General features: G+C 67.9%; 6 protein-coding genes. All 6 read right to left on the reverse strand.

The annotated features are described in order from the left end of the window. Positions 1–204: 204 nt before the first annotated feature. The 6 genes from AC1U7O_RS04240 to gltB all read right to left on the reverse strand — a co-directional run bounded on the left by AC1U7O_RS04240 (position 205) and on the right by gltB (position 17,612). Complete coding sequence (locus tag AC1U7O_RS04240; protein WP_479893330.1) at positions 205–1,902, reverse strand: ATP-binding protein; 1,698 nt, start codon at positions 1,900–1,902, stop codon at positions 205–207. Positions 1,903–1,950: 48 nt separating this feature from the next. Further along, on the reverse strand, positions 1,951–4,491 hold the full coding sequence (locus tag AC1U7O_RS04245) for a site-specific DNA-methyltransferase (protein ID WP_479893331.1): 2,541 nt from the start codon (positions 4,489–4,491) through the stop codon (positions 1,951–1,953). Continuing rightward, positions 4,491–7,637, reverse strand: a complete 3,147-nt coding sequence (locus AC1U7O_RS04250) for an AAA domain-containing protein (protein ID WP_479893332.1) — start codon at positions 7,635–7,637, stop codon at positions 4,491–4,493. The genes AC1U7O_RS04245 and AC1U7O_RS04250 overlap by 1 nt, the downstream gene beginning before the upstream one ends. Continuing rightward, complete coding sequence (locus tag AC1U7O_RS04255; protein ID WP_479893333.1) at positions 7,634–10,387, reverse strand: ATP-dependent helicase; 2,754 nt, start codon at positions 10,385–10,387, stop codon at positions 7,634–7,636. Before AC1U7O_RS04255 ends, AC1U7O_RS04250 begins: the two co-directional genes overlap by 4 nt. Positions 10,388–11,647: 1,260 nt before the next feature. After that, positions 11,648–13,075: a glutamate synthase subunit beta gene (locus AC1U7O_RS04260; RefSeq protein WP_479893334.1), complete on the reverse strand. Its 1,428-nt coding sequence runs from the start codon at positions 13,073–13,075 to the stop codon at positions 11,648–11,650. Then, on the reverse strand, positions 13,068–17,612 hold the full coding sequence (gene gltB / locus AC1U7O_RS04265) for a glutamate synthase large subunit (protein ID WP_479893335.1): 4,545 nt from the start codon (positions 17,610–17,612) through the stop codon (positions 13,068–13,070). The genes AC1U7O_RS04260 and gltB overlap by 8 nt, the downstream gene beginning before the upstream one ends. Positions 17,613–17,948 lie beyond the last annotated feature (336 nt).

Here is a 17,948-nt window from a genome sequence, read left to right on the forward strand (position 1 = left end):
GTTGCGGCTTGACGTCCTGGAACACTTCCGCGAGCGTCTTGCCGCGAGCTCCACCGAGATCCCGGGCAAAGGGATGGCTGCCGCGGCGCAAGTCGGGCACGCGCAACGCGATCTCCCGGAGCCGGGGTTGCGCGTGCGTCAATTCCGGTTCATTTCCCCGGTTCCCCTTCCAGGACAGGAACTTAGCGCCGTTCATATCCGGATTCATATCTCGCCGTCCGCGCCGAGCACGGGACCAGCAAGGTACCGAGCGCCGCGCCGGACACCCTCGAGACGCAGATAGCCGAGTTCGACGAGACGCCGAAGCTCCCGCACTGCCTGCGCGCGCGTGACTGCGAACAGGTCCCTGTAGTCAGCGTTCTTCAAGGAGGAATGTGCGCGGAGGAACTGCCGGATCTTGGGAACCCTCCCTTGCAGAAACGCGCGCGCCTCGGAAAGGTCGGGCGAGACGTGGTACAGGGCGCCTCGGCCTGGCGCTTCCGCTGGCAACACGACGCCGAGATCCACCATCTCGCGAATTTCCCGATACGCCTGGTCGCGATCGACGCCATTGAGCTTCTGATAGTCCGCGTTCGTGAAGCCCTGGGGATGGGCGAGCAGAATCCGCCGCTGGGCGACCGACAGGTTCAACTCCTGGACGATCCTCTGCCATTCGGCGCCTGGGCCCGAGAAGATCGGCTCGTTTCGCAGGACGGTCACGACCTCGGAAGCTTCCACGCGGAACTCCGGGACGTGCAGCAGCGACCGCTCCATCTCCTCGAACATGCGCGGGATGCCCTCGCCCTCCTCTCGCATGAGACCCGCCTCCACCAGCACACGAACGATGAGCGGGTTGCGGCTCGCGTGCACGGACTGCCGGCTGCGCAGGGAGTCGAGCGTCACGGGCGGGATGAGATCGCCCGGGCTCTTCACCTCCATCCGGTCCTCGTAGAACCACACCTCGATCTCGCGTCCCTGGTCCTCGTAGTCCCGGTGGGCGACTGCGTTCACGATCGCCTCCTGCCATGCGAACTCCGGGTACTCAGGCATCTCCCGGAAGAAGAGATCGTGCAGTTTCTCCGAGCGGCGGATTTGGTCCCTCGCCAGACGGTGCGCCTCGGAAATCGCCGCGCTGATGGGCGAGTCGATCCTCCCGAGCTGCGTGACGTTGCGCTCGGCGCCGTGCCGCCGTTCCGTGCCCGCCACCCGAAAGAAGCGCACGCCCGCGCGGGGATGCCAACGGGCGAGCGGCATCCTGCCGAAGAGGAGGAGCGCGGCGTTCGTGACCGCAGGTGCCCCCGGCCGGGGGAGGACCAGGCCGAACCGGACGAGGAGTTCCTCGGGGCTGCGGCCACGAAAGACCGTGGCGCTGAGGAAGCGGGCTGCCAGATCCAGGTCCAGATCCTCCAGGGTGGCATCGGGGCGGACCCGCCGCTCGTACCCGACGCGCCGGTAGGCTTCCTTGCGCGTGTTGATGACTTCCTGAGGCTCGCGCATCACACGGTCGCCCACGCGGCAGGGGAAGCCGTTGGCCTCCACCATCACGGCCTCGGGCGCGATGGGCACCTGCAGGACGAGGATCTCGCTGCCATCGAGATAGGTGCGCTGCGAGCGGCAGCTGACGGCGGGCCGCAGCCTTCGCTCCGGCACGGCCAACAGTTCGGCGACCGCCTCTTCCGGGTAACCATGCCCCGTCGGAGTGCCGTCGTCCTCGACCCCGAGCAGGAGCGTGCCGCCGTCGGCGTTGGCGAAGGCGGCGACGCATTCCGCCACGAGATCCCGCGCCCGCCGGCGGGCGAGCGGACGCCGCGAGTCCTCGGACTGGTCCCAGAGTGACTTGAACTCGAGGAACTGTCCCTCCTCCCGCTCGAGGAGTGCTCGCAACTCGGGCTCGGCGAAAAGAATGTTGTCCTGCGCCGCCATCTCAGACTCTGCTCCGGATCGCTAGACCCTGGAAATCGCGGGAGACTCTCATGTCTCCCCCAAGTCCCGCACAACCACCGACTCGTTGCCGTACACGTCCACGACCTTGACCGCGATACGTTTGTAGTTGCGGACTGGGAAGGGCTCCGAGGTGAGCTTGAGTCTGTACTCGTCGGGGTCCACCTCGGCCCTGAGCGCAGCCTTGATGTTCGGCGTCTTCTTGAAGTCGAAGAACATCTGGCAGTCCACGAAGCAGTCGCCGTCGTAGTCCTCGTCGAGGTACCAGGCCGAGACGTAGCCCGAGTCGGCCTGCTTGTACTCGGTGGTGCGACGCTTGCGGTCGAACAGCGCCACACCCTTGAGCGTGACGCGCACCTGCTTCTCCTTGTCGTTCTTCACGGTCTCGACGTCGATGTCCGGCAGCGCGAGCGGCGAGAAGAGCATCTCGGGCTGCGTCGCCTTGAGTCCCTCGGCGAGGGTGTCCGGGCGGATCATGATGAGTTCCACCTTGACCTTGCCGCGCTTCTCGAGGGCGGACTTCACCTCGCCCACGTTCGCCTCGAAGGCCCAGCCGAGCACGTGCACCTCGAGGATGCCCGAGGCGAGCGCGTCCTGGACGGCGTCGTTGATCTGCTTGGCGGTGACGCGTCCCGAGAGAGGCCCGACGGAGATCGCGATCTTCTCCTTCTCCGTTTCCGCCACCGCATGCACGAGCCCGCTCGCGCCCTGGATCGCCGCATCCTTGCGGTAGAGGCGGCAGATCACCTCGATGTAGTTCTCGAGCTTCGCCGCCTCGCCGTAGGCCGCCGGCGCCTCACGGACGACGTAGCCCTTCCAGTCCTCGACCGAGTAGCGGCCGAGGGACATGACCTCGAAGGGGCCGCAGACGCGGATCGCGTCCTTGTCCACCTCGGGCTGGTCCACCAGCTCGACCTTCTCGGGCTCGAGGTCGTAGGCGAGGCTCTTGAGCGTGACGCGGTTGACCGTCTTGTAGAGGAAGTTGCCCGAGACCTTGCCGTTGCGGGTCTTGTAGTGCTCGAAGGTGGCCGAGAGCAGCCGCTGGCGGGCGACGTTGACCGCCACGCGCGAAGTGTCGCAGGTGATCCAGCGGCGGCCGAGCCGTTCGGCGCAGAAGGCCGTCGTGCCCGAGCCGCAGGTGGGGTCGAAGACGAGGTCACCGGGGTCGGTGGTCATGGCGATGCAGCGTTCGACCACCGACTCCGCTGTTTGTACAACATAGTCGCGGGAACGCCCGATCTGCATGCTCTCCCAACGATCGTTGATCGGAACGTACTCGAAATCGTCCGCGTACCGCTTGTACGTGATAACCGATCCCTCAACGAGGATGCGGCCTTTCGCGGCAAGTCGGGCCAGACCGGCCGGTGGCGTCTTCCAGTGGTTGCCGCTGCCGGGCTTGTACACACGTCCCTGAAATTCAAACTCTTGAGGCGTGCTCGTCTCACCGTCCGACAGCAGTGACGTTGTTCGGAATCGACGGCCGTTCGGCAACTCAGACTCGCCCCGGACTTCTGCTGCCGTCAGGCGGCGGGACGATCCATCCGGCAACTCGATGTGGTCGTAGCGGTCAAGCGACAGCTCACCGGCCTGACGCTTGAGGTAGAGCTGCTGGTAGCGGACGCTCTCCCGGCTCTTCGCGTACCAGATGAGGTAGTCAACCGTGTTTCCAAGAAGAGTCGCCGCCTGGCTCCCGGTCTTCTGGAAGGTTATGAGCGCCACATAGTTGCCGCGGCCGAACGCCTCATCCATCAGCGCCCGCACGCTGTGCACATTTTCGTCATTGATCTGCACGAAGACGGAGCCAGTCTCCGCCAGCAGCTCCCGGCACAGGTACAGCCGCTCCTGCAAGTACGACAGGTACGAGTGGATCCCCAGCGCCCACGTGTCCCGGAACGCCTTGATCGTCAGCACGTCGTCGGCCGCGTCCTTCTCGTCGTTCTTCGTCGAATCCACCCGCTGCTGGAAGTTCGAGTCGTATTTGATGCCGTACGGCGGGTCGATGTAGATCATCTGCACCTTACCGCGCAGGTTCTCGTAGTGGAGCAGCGACTCCATCACGTGCAGCGAGTCGCCGCAGATGAGCTTGTTCTTCCAGCCCTCCTCGTGGGTGTAGAACTCGACGCGCTTCTTGCGGTCGGTCTCGCGCAGCGTCTTCTCGAGGTCGGCGAAGAGGTGCCCCTGCCGCGCGGCGCCCGACTGCTCCTCGGCCGCCCGGCGCGCCCGCTCGATGATCTGCGCGATGCGCGACTCGGAGACGATCTCGTTGCGCTGCAGCGGCAGCACCGGCACCTCGCGCCGGTTGCGCTTGCCGGCCCAGAAGAGCACCGGGTCCGCCGCCGGGTCCATGTCCACCACCACCGGCCGCTCGTCGCCCTCCGGGAGCTTGCCGACGTGGATGGCCTGGCTCCAGCCGTTGTCCATGGGGAGCGTCACCACCTGCTCCTCGGCCGGCAAGAGCGGCGTGTGCCCGGTCTCGGGCGTGCGCGGCTCCTTGATGTCGTCGTAGGTGTAGCGGGTGACCTTCTTTTCGGTCTTCTTCCCGCCGGTCGTGTTCTGCTTGCGCTGCGCCATCAGCGGCTCCTCGCTCTACGATTCGAATCCAGGTTCATCGTGTACCGGCAGGCCGGATAGTTCGAGCAGCCCAGGAACGGGCCGAAGCGGCCGTTGCGCTCGCGCAGTGTGCCGCCGCAGCCCGGCTCCGGGCAAGGACTTCCTGCCTTCGCCCCCGCGCCGGTGCGCCCGCCGCTCGTTCTTCCCGCTCCAGGCCGCGATCCGCGGCGCGCGTCCACCCTGCCGCCGCAGGCCGCGTCCTCGCACTCGAACCAGATGCCCTGCCGGCCGTCGTTCCACACCGTCGGCCCGCCGCACGTGGGGCACTGCGGGTTCCCCGCTGCGTCGAAGGCCGGCGTCTCCTCCTCGCGCCGGCCAGCCGGCGGAGTCAGAAACCTGCCAAGCTGCTGGCATGCTGCCGGGCTCTCAAGCCGCAGCATGCTCTCCGAGGTGTCGCGGTGCGAGAGGATGTTGAGCGAGCCGTGCCAGAGGATGCGGCCGTCGAGGATGGCCGCCTTCTCGTGCATCCGCGCGCGCAGGTCCACGGCGACGCCGATCCGGCGCAGCCCCCGCACAAGCTCCGTCACCTCCTCGGTGCCGCCCCCCCCGAACTCCTCGGCGGGTCGCGTGACGACGCGCACGCGCACGCCGCGCCCGACTGCCGCGCGCAAGGCGTCGGCCCAGCGGGCGCTGCCGGGGCCGGTCGCGAAGGGCGAGAGGATCAGAATCGACTCGCGGGCGCGGGCGAGGTCGCGCGCGAAGGCGGGGTAGAAGGTCCCCTCCGTGAAGGCGCCGGCCGCATTCTCCGGCAGGTCGAAGCCCGCGGGCAGCACGCGGTGGAGGCCGTCGATCCAGTCGCGCTCGGCGAGCGGGAGCAGCGTCTCGAGCTCGAGCGCCTCGCCGTGCTCCTCGAAATGATCGACGAGGCGGCGCACGAAGCCGTCGCGCGGCGCCTTCTCGCGCAGGTACTCGAAGTTGCCGAGGAGCACGACGTGGTGCCGGGCGCGGCTCGCCGCCACGTTGAGAAGCCGCGCACCGTCCTCCTCGAGTCGCGTCGCCTGGAGGAAACGCCCCAGCTTCGCTCCGAGCGAATCGGTCAGGTCGAGGAGCATCACGTGCTTCTCGTTCCCCTGGAAGCGATGGACCGTGGCGCCGATGCCCGCGGCGCGCGCGCCGAGACGATCGTCGAGCAGGGCTTGAATCAGCCGCGCCTGCGAGGCGTAAGGCGCGACGGCGCCCACGGTGTCGTTTGGCTCGCCCTCGGGTGGGAGGAAGCCCCTCTCGGCGAGGTGCAGGACGATGTTCCGGACGAGCAGGGCGTGGAAGAGGTTGTAGCGCGAGTAGGTCCCGGCGCGCAGCGCGGTCCAGGGGTGGAAGGGAGCCGTGTCGACGTAGAGCAGCGGTGAGGTGCTGAGGGGAAAGCTGCTGGTGTTGCGGCTCACGCCTGGGTCGGTGCGCAGTGGGTGGTCGGAATAGAAGAGCTCGTTGATCACCGCGCAGATCGGCTCGCGCATCCGGTACTGCGTGCCGAGCGCCACGAGGTGCGGCGTCGGCTGGCGCCTCGCGAGGCGTTCCGGGATGCCGGCCTTCTCGAATACGTCGTACTTGAGCCACTCGGCGGCCAGGTCCTCGTCCGACATCACGATGGGCGGGAGCTGGCGAAAGTCGCCCGCGATGGTGACGGCCGCGGTCGCGAGTCCCGCAGCGTAGTAGACGAGCGGCGGCATCAGCATCGAGGCCTCGTCGATCACCACCGCGTCGAACTGCCGCGCGGGTGCCTTCCCGAGGTAGGTGCGGTACACCGTCGTCGCGAGGATCCGGCAGCGGCCGAGCACTTCCTGTTCGAGCGTCGCGAGCTCCTGGTCAATGGCGGTGATGCGCTCTCGGATCTGCCCGAGCCGAGTGCGCAGCTTTGTGAGGCGGGATTGGATCTCGGCTTCCGGAGGGTGCCGCCGGGTCTCTGCGGCCAGGTTCTCCACCTCGCGCCGGAGTGTCGACAGCTCTGCGTCAAGCTTCGGGAGATCCGCCGCGAGCACGCGTGCTGCTTGGGCGGAGGCCTGGGCCTGCCGCTCGGCGGTCCCCCGCTCTTGATCGAGCCGCTCGGGATCGAGCCCGGAGAAGAAGCGGCGGATGGCGCCCATCGTCCGCGCCCGCTCGAAGTCGGCGGCGAGCTTCGCGGCGCGGTCGCGGTGCTGGGCAGATTCGCGCTCGCGCGCTTCGATGGCGGACTGCGCCTGGGTCCGCGCCTGCTCGCGGGCACCGAGCGTCTTGCGCGCGGCGGCGAGGCGCTCGATGTCTCGCAGCGCCGCGAGGAGCGAGCGTTCCTCCTGCTCGAGCGGCGCGGCCTCGCGGGAGAGCGTGACCTTCTCTCGCCGAAGCCCCTCACCGAGCCGAGCCACGATCTCCTCCAGGATCACCTGCGGGCCGAAGCGCCGGCGCAACTCCTCCTTGACCACCGGCCCCTGGCGGATCACGAGCCCCTGGTGGAAATCGGGCTCGCCCTTCAGGCGCTCGGCCACGCGCTCGAGCGCGGTGTCGACGGCGATGTTCGTGTTGGAGACAAGCAGCACCGAGCGGCCGGCGCGGTAGTGTGCCTCGACGATGCGCGCGAGTGTCGTCGTCTTGCCGGTGCCTGGAGGGCCCCACACGAAAACGGTGTCGCTGCCGAGCGAGCGGCGCAGGGCGCTCACCTGATCGGCGTTCAGGGCGCCGTCGCCCGTCACGCCGGGGTCCGGCTCTGCGTCGGCCGTCTTCGGTGGGGCCTGCCCGATCGCGCGCTCCGCTGCCGGCCGGCAGAGCTTCGCCTCGCCGCTGCGGACCTTTTCCAGACGTTCCTTGAGCCGCTCGATCAGGAATGCGTCGTTGGCGATCAGCCGGGCGGCCGGGATCTTCAGCCCGAGGTCTTGCTCGAGCGCAACGAGGAGCACGCCATCCCGGAAGGAGACGATCACGCCCGGGACGTCCGCCTGGCCGGCGGCGACACGGACCGGCGTGTCGTCGCGGAGGTTCAGGTCCTCGGCGACAACGAAGCGGTAGAGCCACGACCCTTCCGCTTGGCCGACGCGCTCCCCGCCGCGCAGCTCAACCTGGGCACCGCCGCCCTTCTTGCGGATGGCGGCGGCCTCGAGGCCGAGCGCCTCGATCATCGGGGCGAGGGCGTCGCTCACGAGGTCGCGGCCCTCCCGGCCGTGCACATGCCGCGATAGTCGCAGGCCCCGCACTTCTTCGGGGCCGGCACGGTGGGCAGCGTCGCGGTGCGCAGCGCCTCGGCGGCGTCGCGGACCTTCGACTTCACGTCGGCAATGAAGTCGTCGTCCACCGAGCGCGGCTTGCGCTTGCGCTCGTCCAGCTCGTAGATCTCGACGTAGTCAGGCCGCCGGCCGGTCAAGTCCTGGTAGCCCAGCGCGTAGACGTGGAGCTGCGCCTCGGTGACGTCCTCGGGCTGGGCGCGGTCGGTCGACTTGAGATCGACGATCGTCGTCTCGCCGGTGTCGATCCGGCGCACCAGGTCGATGCGTCCGACCATGCTGACGCCGTCGCCGAGGCTGACCTCGATCTGCTTCTCTGAGAATTCAATGTTGTCAAACTCGTCCTTGTTATCGCGGATGTAGTCACGCAAGACCTTCTCAGCGGCGGCTTCCAGTTTCTCCTTGAGAGCCGGGTACGCGTAGGGTGTATGTAAGTGAGTCTCCACGAGATCGCGTGCTTCCCCTTCGGACGCGTGGTCACCTCTGGTGGCACGGGCGTGAACCTCAGCGAGCGCGTTGTGCAGCGAGCGACCGTACCCGAGGGCCTCGTGAATCGGCGCGTTGAAGCCATAGAGGATGCGCAGCTTGAACTGGTACGGGCACTCGAAGAAGTACTTGAGGTCCGAGAACGAGAAGACGACGTTCGCGACGCCGGCCCGCGGGCGCGGGGGGAGGCGCTTGCGCGTGGAGTAGTCGGGCGCGCGGCGCTTCACGTACCTCGAGGCGAGGACGTCGTCCCAGAACTGGGAACGCTTCTGGAAGAGCTGGTTGCCGGGGATTGGCGCCCATGTCAGGTGCAGGAACTTCTGACTGCGCGTCATGGCGACGTAGAAGAGCCGCCGCTCGTCTTCGACCGTGCCCTCGAAGCGCGCCTGCCCGCGGATGCCAGCCCGGGGCAGGAGGTGCCAGACGTTGCGTCCCCCCGGCTTCTTCGCCGGGAACCGGTTCTTCAGCAGCGCGGGCACGAATACCACCGGCCACTGCATCCCCTTGGCCTGGTGGATGGTCATGATCCGCACGGCGTCGGGGTTCGCGTACTGGTTGTCCTGCCAGCCCTCGGGGTAGGCATCCTCGGCGCGGTACTGGAGGAAGTCGGCGAAGGAGCCGTACTTCTCGACCGGTTTGGAGTGGTAGTGGATCGTCTCGAAGTCCGAGATGACCTGGCTGAACTTGCCGAGGTTGTAGAACACCACCTCGCCGCGGCCGCCCGGGACCCGCTCCTCGCGCACGCCGGCCTGGTCCAGGAAGTTGAGGAAGACGCGCTGGATCGAGTATTGCCCCCAGCGCCTCTGCTCGGGATCGGTCAGCGCGGCCTTGGCCGCGGCGGCGCCCGCGATCGCCTGATCGAGCGCCACTGGATCGAGACCCAGACGCGCAGCCTCCCACGCGGTCTTCAGGGCGGCCGCGTCCACGTCGGGGCGATCGGCGATGAAGTAGAAGAGCTGCCGGGCCGCTTCCGCCTCGGCGGTGCCGAACAGGTTCGTCATGCCGGTGACGACGAACGGCACCTCGGCCGCCTGTAGCGCCCGCGTGATCGGTTCGGCGTTCGCCTTCACACTGCGCAGGAGGATTGCCATGTCCGACCACGACAGCCCGCGCCCGACCTCGTCCTCTTTGAACGCGACGCCGCGGAGCGCCTGAATCGTCTCGGCGATGTGGCGGGCCTCGGCATCGGGATCGGGGAACGACAGCGCGACGATGTCGCCGCTCTCGAACGACTGCGCGCCGGTTGGCTTCATCGCCTTCGCGAGTCGCGCGCCGTTCTGCTCGATGAAGGCCCGCGCCGTCTCCACCACACCCTCGCTCGAGCGGAAGTTCTCCTCGAGTGGGATCTGCTCGACCTCGGGGTAGCGCTGGTCAAAGGTGAGGATGTTGCCGACGTCGCTCCCGCGCCACTGGTAGATGGTCTGGTCGTCGTCCCCGACGACGCAGATCCGCGCACCCAGCCCGTGCAGCGACCAGACGATCGCCTCCTGCACCGGGTTGACGTCCTGGTACTCGTCCACGATCACGTACTTCACGCGCTCGGCGAGGCGCCTTCGGACGCCATCGTCGTTCGTCAGGAGAGCCACGGCTTCTTCGAGGATCGCGGAGTAATCGAGGTAGCTCTTCTCATCGAGCAGGCTCTGGTAGGCCGTGAGCCCGTCGAGCAGCGAGCAGCCGTCGAGGTGTACATCGTCACGCTCCGCTTCGCGCAGGATCGACAGCGCGGTGACATAGTGCACTGTGTCGCGATAACGCCTCAGTGCACCGCCGTTGAGATCGGTGGAGGTGGTGAGCCCGCTCTTACTGCTGTTCCGATCGACGAAGAGCCCTTGCTGGACCTCATTCAGGACCTCGAACTTCAGGTGCTTCGGCGACTCGGACTTCAAGAGCTCCAGGCAGAACGCGTGGATGGTCCCGACGAACATCTCGGCCATCCCAGGGACCTCTCGCAGAGCCTGGCGGGTTCGTGTGACAATCCGCTCCTTCAGCTCGGCGGCCGCCTTGTCGGTGAAGGTGAAGGCGATGATGTTGCGGGGCAGCAGGGAGTCGGGCCTCCCCGGGGTGAGCAGATGCACGACCCGCCGGGCAACGACCTCGGTCTTGCCCGAGCCTGCGCAGGCAATGAGCTGAAGGTTGCGGCCGTCATGTTCAACCGCGCGACGCTGAGATTCGGTGAGAGTCATCAATCTACTCGGGTCGCAACGCCGGCTAACGGGGCGTCGGCTGAGCGGCAGGCGCGCGGGCGAGCGTGCTTGCCGGAGCGCGTGTCGGGGCCAGCCGCGTGATGGGCCCGCGCGAGCGGTCACAGCATGCAGCGGTAGACACCGCTCTGATGCGCCGACAGGCGAGCGAGCCGAAGGCCGCTCGCGTCGGCGCATCCATTGAGTATACCGGCCGGCATGGCACGTCCGCACAGGGCGCAAACCGGGCGTGATTGTTGCCCACATTCAACCACCTGTCAACGCTCTCCCCGGCACCCCTGCCGCGCGTGATACGGACCGGCCTAGTTCCACCTGTAGCTACGAAGGGCTGCGTCCCCGCATCAGCCCATCCGCCGGGCTCCGCGCGTTTTGTTCTTTCCGGGGAGCCCGCCCTCCTTTTCTGCAGAGCGTTCTTTCTTCTTCTTTCGGCGTACTGGCTTGCGGGGCTTTGTTGCCCCTGGTGCAGCGGCTCAACATCCGTCCAGAGTTCCGGCATGGCCGTCGCCTTGGTGCATTCCCGCACCGTCGCACCTACCCGTGCGACGCAAGGCGCGGGCTGGCTGTGACGATGGCTCGGATATCCTCAAGGTCGTGGGGACGATGGGCGACGACCTTCATGATGATCAGGTCTTCGGCGTCGCGACGGGAATCCGCATGCACTGGATGATCGCCTCTTGAGCCCTGGCCACGGCCTCCCGTTCGAAGGGAAGCAGCCCGATCGTGACATCCACGCCAACCCTGCTCGGCTCGTGACTCAGCGGAGAACGGCGTTCCTCTTGGCATAGTCACGGACGTCGGAGATTCGCGGGCGCATCCCTTCGGCGCGAGCCACGTCGAGGAAGTGATCGAGTCCGCCCTCCTCGATGACCACCGCCACATCCATCTTCGGTCGCACGAGCCCGGCCGCGCAGGCTGGCTGCAACCGCACCGATGATCATGCCGGGAATTGGGGAAGCTTGGACCAGGGGGCAGGAGCGAGGGAAACTAGCGCGAAGGCCCTATGGGGTGACCGCTTTCAGACGAAGCCACCGGCGTCTCACCTCGTTGTCGGTTTTACGCTTTTCGGCTTTCATTCGCGGGAGAAACCCCAGGCCAACGGCCATGCGATAGGTAGAAGCGTTCATGAATTATGCGGGCTAACCTCAATGGGTGTCCGCCGCGGCTCTTCGGCGAGCGTCTCAGTTATGAGGCGCCAGCGCCGCTGGTAGGCCCTGGCGTCCTTCTGGGTCAGCATGGGACCCGTCACGCCTTGCCCGACTTCCCCGACCGCAGCCAGGCGTCCACCCCCGCGGCCATCTTGCGGCCCTCGGCGATGGCCCAGACGATCAGCGAGGCGCCGCGCTTGACGTCGCCGCCGGCGAAGACGCCCTCGACGCTCGTCATGAAGCGCTCGTCCACCGCCACGTTGCCGCGCGCGTCGTACCGGACGCCCAGGCCGTCCAGCAGGCCGTTCTTGACGGGCCCGGTGAATCCCATCGCCAGCAGCACGAGGTCCACGTCCATCTCGAAGTCGCTGTGGGGGATCGGGATGAACGTGCCGTGCTCGAAGGACACGCGCTGCGCGTGCAGCTTGGTCACGTGGCCGTTGCGCCCGCTGAAGGCCGTCGTGGAGACGCTCCACTGCCGGTCGCAGCCCTCCTCGTGGGCGTGGGAGGTCCGAAGCTGCATCGGCCAGAGCGGCCAGGGCGTCTGGGGCGCGCGCTGCGGCGGCGGCTCGGGCAGCAGCTCGAACTGGTGGACCTCGACGCAACCCTGCCGGTGCGCGGTGCCCAGGCAGTCCGAGCCCGTGTCCCCGCCCCCGATGATGACGACGCGCTTGCCCTTGGCGGTGATCGGCTCCGCCGCGATCACGTCCCCGGCGTTGCGCTTGTTCTGCTGCGTCAGGTACTCCATCGCGAGGTGGATTCCCTTCAGCTCGCGCCCGGGCACGGGCAGCTCGCGGGCCTGCTCGGCCCCCATCGCGAGGCAGACCGCGTCGTAGCGGCGCCGCAGCTCGTCCGCCGCGAGGTCCACGCCGACGGTGACGCCGGGCTTGAACTCGACGCCCTCGGCCTTCATCTGCTCCAACCGCCGGTCGAGCACCCACTTCTCCATCTTGAAGTCGGGGATGCCGTAACGCAGCAGCCCGCCGATCCGGTCGGCCTTCTCGAAGACCGTCACGCCGTGCCCCGCGCGTGCGAGCTGCTGGGCGCAGGCCAGGCCGGCCGGCCCCGAGCCGACGACGGCCACGGTCTTCCCCGTCCGCACGACCGGCAGAACCGGCTCGACCCACCCCTCGTCGAAGCCCCGGTCCACGATGTTCCATTCGATGACGCGGATGGACACCGGGTCGTCGTTGATGCCGAGGACGCAGGCGGATTCGCAGGGGGCCGGACAGAGGCGCCCCGTGAATTCGGGGAAGTTGTTCGTCGTGTGGAGCGCCTTGAGCGCGTCCTTCCAGCGGCCGCGGTGGACGAGGTCGTTCCACTCGGGAATCAGGTTGACCACCGGGCAGCCGTTCGTGCTCTGGCAGAAGGGCACGCCGCAATCCATGCAGCGGGCGCCCTGGGCCTTGAGCTTGTCCTCGGGGAAGGGCAGGTAGAGCTCCTTCCAGTCCAGGACGCGCAGCTCCACGGGGCGGCGCTGGGGGCCCTCGCGGCGATACTTGAGGAAGCCCCGCGGGTCAGCCATGGGCCACCTTCTCTTTCTGCGCCTGCTCCTTGGCCGCGGCCGCGCGGCGCTCCGCCAGCACCCGCTTGTAGTCGATCGGCATGACCTTGACGAACTTCGGCAGCATCGCCGCCCAGGCGTCGAGCACCGCCTTGGCCTTCCGGCTGCCGGTGTGCCGATGGTGCGCCTCGATCATCTCCCGCAGGACCTGCCTGTCCTCGGCGGCCGTCACCGGCTCCAGCTCCACCATGCCCAGGTTGCAGCGCGATTCGAACTTGCCGTCCTCGTTCAGGACGAAGGCGACGCCCCCGGACATGCCGGCGGCGAAGTTCCGTCCCGTGCGGCCGAGCACGACCACCACGCCGCCCGTCATGTACTCGCAGCCGTGGTCGCCGGTCCCCTCGATGACCGCGCGCACGCCGCTGTTGCGCACCGCGAACCGCTCGCCCGCCGTGCCGTAGAAGTAGCACTCGCCCTGCGTGGCGCCGTAGAGCGAGGTGTTGCCGATGAGGATCGTCTCCTCCGGCGTGAACCGCGCGCCCTTCGGCGGCACGACGATGATCTTGCCGCCGGAGAGCCCCTTGCCCAGGTAGTCGTTCGACTCGCCCTCCAGGATCAGCGTGATGCCGCGGCTGAGGAAGGCGCCGAACGACTGGCCCGCGGAGCCCGTGAACCTGATCGTGATCGTGTCGGGCGGCAGGCCCTCCAGCCCGTACTTGCGGGCGACGTGGCTGGACAGCAGCGTGCCCGTGGTCCGGTTGACGTTGCGGATCGGCAGGTCCAGCCGGACCGGCTCGCCCCGCTCGATCGCCGGACGGCAGAGCTCGACGAGCCGGTTGTCGAGGATGTCGGCGATCCCGTGGTCCTGCTTCTGGACGCAGTGCCGGGCGATGTCCGCGCTGACCTTCGGCAGGTGGAGCAGCGGCGAGAGGTCCAGGCCCTTCGCCTTCCAATGATCCACCGCCCGCTGGGCCTTGAGCTTGTCCACGCGCCCGACCATCTCGGCCACCGTGCGGAAGCCCAGCTTGGCCATCAGCTCGCGGACCTCCTCCGCCACGAAGAAGAAGTAGTTGACGACGTGCTCCGGCTGGCCGGTGAACCGCTTGCGCAGCACGGGGTCCTGGGTCGCCACCCCCACCGGGCAGGTGTTGAGGTGGCACTTCCTCATCATGATGCAGCCCTCGACGATCAGCGGCGCCGTCGAGAAACCGAACTCCTCCGCGCCGAGCAGGGCGGCGATGACCACGTCGCGGCCCGTCTTCATCTGCCCGTCGGTCTCCACGCGGATCCGGCCGCGCAGGTCGTTCAGGACCAGCGTCTGGTGGGTCTCGGCCAGGCCCAGCTCCCAGGGGATGCCGGCGTATTTAATAGAGGAAAGGGGCGAGGCGCCCGTGCCCCCGCTGTCCCCGCTGATGAGCACCTTGTCGGCCTTGGCCTTGGCCACGCCGGCCGCCACGGTCCCGACCCCGACCTCCGCCACGAGCTTGACCGAGACGTCCGCCTCGGGGTTGGAGTTCTTCAGGTCGAAGATGAGCTGCGCCAGGTCCTCGATGGAATAGATGTCGTGGTGCGGCGGCGGCGAGATGAGCTGGACGCCCGGCGTCGAATACCGGAGCTTCGCGATGACCTCGTCCACCTTGTGGCCGGGAAGCTGGCCGCCCTCGCCGGGCTTGGCGCCCTGGGCCATCTTGATCTGCAGCTCCTTCGCGTTGACCAGGTAGTGCGAGGTCACGCCGAACCGGGCCGAGGCCACCTGCTTGATGTAGGAGTTCTTCGAGTCGCCGTTGGGGAGCGGGACGAAGCGCTCCGGGTCCTCCCCGCCCTCCCCCGTGTTGCTCTTGGCGCCGATCCGGTTCATCGCGATCGCGAGCGTTTCGTGCGCCTCCTTGCTGATCGCGCCGAAGGACATGGCCCCGGTCGTGAACCGCTTGACGATCTCCTTCGCCGGCTCCACCTCGTCGAGGGGGATGGGCGCGGGCGCGAAGTCGAAGTCGAGCAGCCCGCGGAGCGTGGACCGCCGCCGGCTCTCGTCGTTCACCAGCGCCGAGAACTCCTTGAAGGTCTTCGGGTCGTTGGACTTGGTCGCGTGCTGGAGTTTGTAGATCGTCTCCGGGTTCCAGTTGTGGTGTTCGCCCTGGACGCGGTAGTGGATCTCGCCGCCGAAGTCGAGCTGGCGGATGGGCGCCGGCTCGTAGGCCTGGCGGTGGCGGCGCAGCGTCTCCTCGCCGATCTCCCGGACGCCGATGCCCTCCACGCGCGAGGCGGTGCCCGTGAAGTAGCGGTCCACCGTCTCGCGGTTCAGCCCGATCGCCTCGAAGATCTGCGCGCCGCAGTAGGACTGGACGGTGGAGATGCCCATCTTGGAGAAGATCTTGAGCAGCCCCTTGTTGATGGCCTTGATGAATTTCTGCTCGGCCGTCGCCGCGTCGATGCCCTCGGGCAGGAAGCCCTCGCGTTCCATGTCCACGAGCGTCTCGAACACCAGGTAGGGGTTCACCGTGCCCGCGCCGTAGCCGATCAGCGTGGCGAAGTGGTGCACGTCGCGCGGCTCGCCGGTCTCCAGAATCAGTCCGACCTCCGTCCGCGTACACTCCCGCACGAGGTGGTGGTGGACGGCGGAGACCCCGAGCAGGCTCGGGATCGGCGCCCACTCCTCGTCCACGCCCCGGTCGCTCAGGATCAGGAACTTGTACCCCTCGCGGATCGCCTGCGACGCCTGCCGGCAGAGGTCCTCGACGGCCACGGCCAGCCCGTCCGGCCCGTCGGCGACGCGGAACAGCATCCGCAACGTCTGGCTTTTGAAATGGGGGTCGGCGATCTCGCGGATCTTCTGCAGGTCGGCGTTGGTCAGGATCGGCTGCTTGACCCGGATGCGCCGGCAGGCCTCGGGCGTCTCGGCCATGACGTTCGGCTTCGGCCCGATGTTGGTCACGAGCGACATGACCAGCTCCTCGCGGATCGGGTCGATCGGCGGGTTGGTCACCTGCGCGAAGAGCTGCTTGAAATACTTGAACAGGAGCTGCGGCCGCTCCGACAGCACCGCGAGCGGCGTGTCCGTGCCCATCGAGGACACCGGCTCCTCGCCCGTGACCACCATGGGCGTGAGCACCATCTTGAGCTCCTCGACGGTGTAGCCGAAGGCCTGCTGCCGCTGCCGGATCGTCGGATGGTCGGGCTGCGGGACGTTGAGCGGCTCGGGCAGCTCGTCCAGCGAGACGCGGTACTGCGTCACCCAGGCACGGTAGGGCTTCTGGCCGACGATGTCCGCCTTGATCTCCTCGTCGTCGATGATCCGGCCCTGGACGGTGTCCACGAGGAACATGCGGCCGGGCTGCAGCCGCCCCTTCAACCGGATGTCCTTCGCCTCGGCGGGGAGCACGCCCGCCTCCGAGGCCAGGACGACGAGGTCGTCGTTGGTCACCTGGTACCGGCAGGGCCGCAGCCCGTTGCGGTCCAGCGTCGCGCCGATGAGCTTGCCGTCGGTGAAGCAGACGGCCGCGGGACCGTCCCAGGGCTCCATCATGGCCGCGTGGTACTCGTAGAAGCCGCGGCGCTCCAGGTCCATCTGCGGGTTGCCGACCCAGGGCTCCGGGATCAGCATCATCATGGCGTGCGGCAGCGAGCGGCCGCCCATGACGAGGAACTCGAGTGCGTTGTCGAGGCAAGCGCTGTCGCTCTGGTGCTCGTAGACGATCGGGAACAGCTTGGGGATGTCCGGCCCGAACAGCTCGGACTGCAGCCGGCCCTGCCGGGCCCGCATCCAGTTCACGTTGCCCTTGAGCGTGTTGATCTCGCCGTTGTGGCAGATGTAGCGGTACGGGTGCGCGAGCGGCCAGGTCGGGAAGGTGTTCGTGCTGAAGCGCGAGTGGATCAGGGCCAGCGCCGACACCACGCTCGCCTCGGCCAGGTCCTTGTAGTAGCGGTCCATCTGGTTCGGGAGCAGGAGGCCCTTGTAGACGATCGTGCCGGCCGAAAGACTGGCGACGTAGAAATACTCGCGGCCCTCGATCGCCGACCCGCGGATCGCGTGCTCGACGCGCTTGCGGACGACGTAGAGCTTGCGCTCGAATTGGGCCTCGTTGAGGATGTCGCGTGCGATGAAGACCTGCCGGACGACGGGCTCGGTACGACGGGCCTGCACCCCGATCGCGTCATGGTCCACCGGCACGTCGCGCCAGCCGAGGAGCCGCACCCCCTCCTCCGCGACCACCCGCTCCACCAGCGCCTCGCACTGCCTGCGCTGGGTTGCATCGGGCGGGAGGAAGACCATGCCCACGCCGTACTCGCCCGCGCCGGGCAGCTTGACCTTGGCCTCGGCGGCCGCCGCCTTCAAAAAGTCGTGGGGCACCTGCAGGAGGATGCCCGCGCCGTCGCCCGTGCAGGGATCGCAGCCCTGGGCGCCGCGGTGCGTGAGGTTCTGGAGAACCTGGAGGCCCTTGCGGACGATGTCGTGGGATTTGTGGCCCTTGATGTGGACGACGAAGCCGATGCCGCAGCCGTCCTTTTCCTGCCGCGGATCGTAGAGGCCCTGCGCCGGAGGCAACCCGGGAACGGTCATGATCGCGTGGTCCCGTGTGATGGTGGAGACTGGTCCCCTCGGCGGCCCGACCGGCCGCCCGCCTTGCATGGACGCGACAAACTGCCAGGAATAATCCGGAGTTGAGAGGCTGGCCCGATGTGGTGGTCGTGGCGCAACCAAGCCGTGAACCGGCTGAAAAATATGGCGCCACCTTACTGGAATGCGCCGCGATCTGTCAAGGCGATGACGCGCCGGCCGGGCTCGCGATTCGCGGCGCGGCGCGCCGATTCGCCGCGGCAATTCGGCTTGACAACGCCGGAGCCCCGGACCTACTATCGCGCCATGCCGAACGGCCCCGCCACATCGCCCCTCCAA

Source organism: Candidatus Nitrospira neuquenensis, assembly GCF_979578155.1.

Coding starts and splice junctions, on each gene's coding strand:
- gltB (WP_479893335.1), bottom strand. CDS start 17,612: ATGACCGTTCCCGGGTTGCCTCCGGCGCAGGGCCTCTACGATCCGCGG.
- AC1U7O_RS04240 (WP_479893330.1), bottom strand. CDS start 1,902: ATGGCGGCGCAGGACAACATTCTTTTCGCCGAGCCCGAGTTGCGAGCA.
- AC1U7O_RS04245 (WP_479893331.1), bottom strand. CDS start 4,491: ATGGCGCAGCGCAAGCAGAACACGACCGGCGGGAAGAAGACCGAAAAG.
- AC1U7O_RS04260 (WP_479893334.1), bottom strand. CDS start 13,075: ATGGCTGACCCGCGGGGCTTCCTCAAGTATCGCCGCGAGGGCCCCCAG.
- AC1U7O_RS04255 (WP_479893333.1), bottom strand. CDS start 10,387: ATGACTCTCACCGAATCTCAGCGTCGCGCGGTTGAACATGACGGCCGC.